Annotated in this window: 2 protein-coding genes; one reads left to right on the top strand and one right to left on the bottom strand. The window is 40.3% G+C overall.

All coding sequences use genetic code 11. The features are described from left to right. Positions 1 to 293, bottom strand: a 293-nt coding sequence (locus tag T408_RS0108895) for a helix-turn-helix domain-containing protein (protein ID WP_028119610.1), incomplete at its 3' end; no start/stop codon positions are given. Positions 294 to 986: 693 nt separating this feature from the next. On the opposite strand from T408_RS0108895, the gene T408_RS11365 reads away from it, so the two are divergent. Then, a partial coding sequence (locus T408_RS11365) for a Rib/alpha-like domain-containing protein (protein ID WP_035420535.1) occupies positions 987 to 5,758 on the top strand: 4,772 nt, incomplete at its 3' end.

Raw genomic sequence — 5,758 nt, 5'->3', positions numbered from 1 at the left:
TAGCAGCGTCCCACGATTTGTTCGGGAGACCAAGTCCATTCTAACTTTGTTCGAATATCTTGAATAAACTCAGGCGTATGTTTCGGGCGACGCCCTTTAAGAGCTTTAAGCTCAGTGGCGTTATCTTGAGCCAGTTGAGCATCATAACTAGCTGATTGAACACGTTTAAGTTCACGATAAATGGTTGAGCGGTGCCGCCCAATGGCTTGGGCAATTTGACACACTGTATAGCCCTCCTGATAAAGTACTTCTATTTTTGAACGGTCTTCTATGGTAAGATGTTTGTAGCTCATAACAGGTCCTCCGTGTGTGTTTTTGTGGTTACTAACATTTTACACGAACCTGTTATGAGTTTTCTTGTTTGTCGCAATTAATTTTACAATCTATCTAATATAAAAATAAGAAAATCGTCGTTAACTCGTTTTATTTAATGATTCTAAAATCTGAAAAATAATTGGTACAAGTCTAGCGATCTAATAGTGAGGAATCCAAAACAAGAAATATTAGGATCTTACAATCCAAAATATATATTCTAAATAAGAATTTAAAGTAAGTGTAAAAAATAGTAGAAAAATAAAAACTATAATAATATCACACCCAAATATCTTCAAAATCAAAAGATAATGACAATTAGAGGGGAAATTCAATCTTATTAAGTGTGTTACACAATTGTAAAGTTAAAATAATACTGAAAATTTAGTTTAGCTGAATTGAATGTAAGTGTTGATAGAGCAACAAATATAGTAGTTATTTAGCAAGCAGCTATCAATATATTTATTATTATAATATCAATTATCTGTTAAATTCTCAAAAAGTTCCGGAGGGTGGAAAGATTTGATACAAAATGTATGTTGAATTAAATATTGAATATGGTGTATACTTAAAACATTAACCAAAATGTCATCATGTTCTAATATTGAACGAATTGTCTAAATGATGACACCTTGTGTTTAATGCCATATAAATCAAAGGGGGAATGTATCTGAATGGTAGGAAAAAATAATAAACGACCAATTGAAACGGAACGCAAGTCCCGGGTCAAACTACATAAGTCAGGTAAGCACTGGGTAACATCTTGCATGACACGCATTGGTCTCTTGCCACTTATTTCTAAAGATGATATTCAAGCAATTAACGAGTTGGAAGAAGAAGCTCATAATCGTACATTGGGTAATATGGTACGAACAGCTGCTTCGATTGGGGCTATTTTAGGGGGAGCTCAAGTTACAACAGCCTTCGCCCAAGAAGAATTACCTGTTGAACGTGAGACGGAAGCGGCTGAAGGAAACTTAGCCACTAACACCTCAGCAACCTTAGATACAGAAGTGCCAGCTTCCCAAGCTAGCGATGCTCAAGCATCTGAAGCGGCTGTTGAAGAACCAGTAAGTTCTGAAGTTGTGGAGGAACCGGTTTCTCAAGCTTCAAGTTCATTAGAATCTGGATCTGAGTCTACTTCTGAATCAATCGCTGATTCAACCTCTGAATCCGCAAAAGCAACTAGTGATTCTCTTGAATCTCAAAGCACTCCTCAGGACAGCCAAGTAGCACCGAGACGAGCTGCAACAGATGCTGGTCGAGAAGAAGCTAGAAGAATGTCGGCTGCACCGTCAGCAACTACTGAAGCGCCTAAGGCTGAAGTTGCTGAGGAGTCAACCGCTAATGATCCATCTAATCAAGTAGCACCTCTGTCAACCGACCGTCAAGCATCTGCCGAGTTGAACAAGGAAGATTCAACAGTGGATACCACTCAGGTTGATCCAGTAGCAACCATTAATAACGTTGCCACTGCTGGAACCCTTACCGCTATCAATACAACAGGTGCAGACAAGAGGGAAGCGGATAAGAAGCAGGATGTTGTCGGTGCTGAAAAAGCAATTGATGCGCCACAAGGTGGGGATAATCTAGAGAACCCTTCAGAAGCAGACTTATCATCATTGTCCTTCTTTGCTCTTAATGAGCCAGCAACTGCATTTCAAACTGACAATGCAGTTGCTAACTTAAAAGCATCAGCTAAAGAAACGATTGAGGAGTCGGGTATCTCTGCTCAAGAAGTTCAGTTATATAAGATTAGAATTGATAAAGCTAACAGCTCCGAAGAGATTCAGAAAATTCTCAATGAGGTCAAAGAAGCTAATCCCGATGCAGCGATTGAAAAAGAGCTAACGCCAGCGGAGAAAGAGGAATTAGCTACACAATTATCCTCAGCTAAAGAAACTGGAAAAAATGAAGCAAAAGCTGAATTAGATAGACAGGCCAATGCGCTAGCAGCTGGCCAAAAGGCTGATCCTGAACATGTTAAGGCTATTCAAGCTAAAATAGATGCAGCTGAGTCTATCGATCAGGTTAACAACATCCTTTCTGATGTGAAAGCCTCAAAGGATCAGATTTTTGTTCCCGGCCAGGATACAGATGGTAGACGTTACTTTGAAGATGTCGAAACAGGTAAGAAATATTATCTTGATCCTAACTGGTTTGAAGATTCTGTAGCAGGCCAAGGACTGACTCGGTGGGAATTAGCACCGGGACAAAATCTGCGTGTGATCAACAATATGTCTGAGCCACTCTCACCTGCACAATTGAATTATAAAGGGACTCACGAAGGTGCTAATGGCAACTCAGTTATTGATGTGGTTTACAGTTTCTTTTCGAGATCAGCAAATGCTTGGGACAGAGTCAACCTATGGATTTCGGATGATTTAGCTAAGAGCATTGATTGGGCCAAATCCTACTATGTAGGAAAAAATAATGTTCGTCACCGATTCACTAATGGTTTCACCTCGCAAGATAAAATGATGACCATATCGGATATGCTGCAAGGGGCATACTCACAGCATACACCTATCAAATTGTATCTAAGAAATACTGATCGAGCAGCTTTAGACAAAATTGATACGACCATTCAATCACGAATTTTGGACGCTAATAATAATGTTTATACCAAGACAATGGGGAATACAGCTGATTCTAACATCAAACTCACAGGTTACGGCTCTTACACATCAGCTTCTGCTATTCCTAAGACAACAGACACCAACCTCAAGGAAGGGCTTTCGCCATTCTTACAAGAAGTTGGATCTTTTGACCAAGCGCCAGCATTTATACTATCTCAGAACAACGTGTCTTATAATCCGGTTGAAAATAAATTAACCATCGCTAGCCAGATTATGAAATCGGCTACGAATAGTACGAATGAGCAACAAAATGGCCAATACTTTGCCCACCGTTTAGCCTTTGATAAAGCCTTGCTAGATACCTTAAAGGAAGATGAATTAGGATTTATCGGTTATGTGGAGCCTTCTAAGACATCTGGGGCCCAAGCAGGTATTAATCCAAACAATGCCAGAACCGGATTTACCCGCGACCAGGTAAATGTTGAAGGTAATATGGCTTATGTTATTTATGCTCCAAATGGATTCAAGTCAAACGCTGAAACCGGTCAAATTATTTATACTGAGAAAGATTATGACGGGTTTACTGATAATTTAGGTTCTCGGGTTTCAGATCAAATCTTTACTCTAACGACCTTAAACGTTGACTCTGATAGCCTTAAGAAACTATATCCAACTACGGAATCTGGTGTTGAGCCAGAAATGGTCAACGTTGATATTCATTCGTCTTATATTATTGAAACACCTGCTGACAAGGGGATTGATCGGGTTAATGTTCAAACGACTGCTGAAGGCACAGCCCTAACTGGTGATAAGATTGAAATTCGCTTTGCCAAGCCAGTCGATAATAAAAATCCAGGCGGATTATCTCTTTCTAATAATCTTTATGTTGGTGATACAGCACGCCGTTTAGCTATGAAGATTGGTGACGCACCGATTTTTGGTCATTTGGGCATTTATCCTAATTCAACTGGAGCTCGCGGCGTATATGACCGCTACGACTTCCAAATTTCCGGTGATAAGAAGACCTATACCTATACCATGCCTTACGATATCAAGGTTCCTGCTGGAACGGATATCAAGCTTTATACTGGTCAAGGTGGAGACTTAGTTGATAACCGAGCAGAAATCTATATCAATGGTACTAAAGTCGCTGAAGTGAATCCTGGTCAAGCAGAAACATCCTTTGCACCACGTGTACTAATCGGGACTGAGAGTCAGTCTTCTGCTTTACTTAACCGTACTCAGTATATGCCAGCTATCTTCGACATGTATGATACGGATAAGGTCATCACAGGTTATACTTATCAGCCAGACCAAATGGTAGAGATTGTTTATGTCGATGCGAATACAGGAGAGAAAAAAACCGTTACAACCTTCTCTAAAGATACAGCTGAACCAGGAGCTAGCTATTCTCTTCTTGGTAAGCAATATCCAGAAGCTGGTAAGGGACTTTATAAATTTGAATACACTATACCGGAAACTGACCGGGTGACTAAGGATTCTCCATTATTGGCACGTTCATATAATTATCGTGCAAGTGGGGTTGACCGGGCGAGAGCACTTGAAGATGGAGAAGAAGCTATCCGAACTTCTGTCAGTTCAGATGCAGCAATCGGCCGAGTATTAATTAAGGTTGCCTTTGATCTTAATCACGGCGCAAATACAACTGCTAGAATGATGACTTATGCAGCACCTAGAGCTGAAACGGATGCTCAAGGTAATACAACGAAGGTTGAGTCAACTGATGTGCCTAAGAGTGAAGATTTCTCAACTGAAACAGGCTATCAAAATGGTGGTTTAGGCAATAACATGGCAGAAGATCCAGTCCGTGATGGATATCGTTTCTTGGGTTGGAATACAGAGGCAAATGGATTAGGTGACTGGGTAACATCTACGACTCCTCTTGAAAACTCTACAACCCTATATGCTCAATGGGAGAAAGTCTATATGAACGAAGAGTTCGAACCGGGATACGACAATATCTCCGTTAAAGAGGGCGAAGCAGGAAGAATAGCAGCGCCAACATTCGTTAAAGAGGGGCAAGTAGCTAATCCAACAGTTAAGAATTTTCAAACCACTCTGTTGACTGGTGATGTGACCCTGAATGATGATGGATCAATTTCTATTAGCGCTGAAAAAACTGCAGATAGAGCCGGTGAAACAATTGCTGTACCATTAATTGTTACCTATAGTGATAATTCAGAAGATTTCCTTACTGCATACATTACCATCACTGCTAAAGACAATGAGATATACGAACCATCTTATCCACCAGCAAGTACTGAATCAGGTTCAGGAATTCCAGCTGTTTCAAAACCGACCTTTAGTAAGAAAATTACTGATCCTAACAATCCAGACGCCGGATCAACGACTGAAGATTATGTAACACCACCTGCTGGTACAACATTTACCTTTGGAAATGGTACAACAAATTGGGAAGATCCAGACACTGGAGATACAGCAACTATTAATCCTGAAAACGGAAAGGTTTCCTTTACACCAGGTCCGAATAGACCAAAGGATGGAGAAGTCTCTATTCTGGTGATAGTCACTTATCCAGATAGCAGTGAAGATAATAAAAATGTTATTATCAATGTAACAAAAGATAATAACAGTATTTCGGCATCAACTTCAGCTGTAGAACTAAGTCAATCTCAGTCAACTTCAGCTGCAATTGAGACAAGCCAATCTCAGTCAACTTCAGCTGTTATTGAATCAAGTCAATCTGAGTCCGCAGTAGTGAGTCAGTCACAATCTGAGTCCGCAGTAGTAAGTGGATCGCAATCCGATTCCGCGGTAGTGAGTGCGTCACAGTCTGAGTCCGCACTAGTAAGTGAATCGCAATCAAAATCCGAGTCAGTGAGTGC

Source organism: Hutsoniella sourekii ATCC 700629, from assembly GCF_000518205.1.
GTDB classification, from domain to species: domain Bacteria; phylum Bacillota; class Bacilli; order Lactobacillales; family Aerococcaceae; genus Hutsoniella; species Hutsoniella sourekii.
Note: the sequence above shows the minus strand (reverse complement) of the source record. Positions and strands in the feature narration are given on the sequence as shown.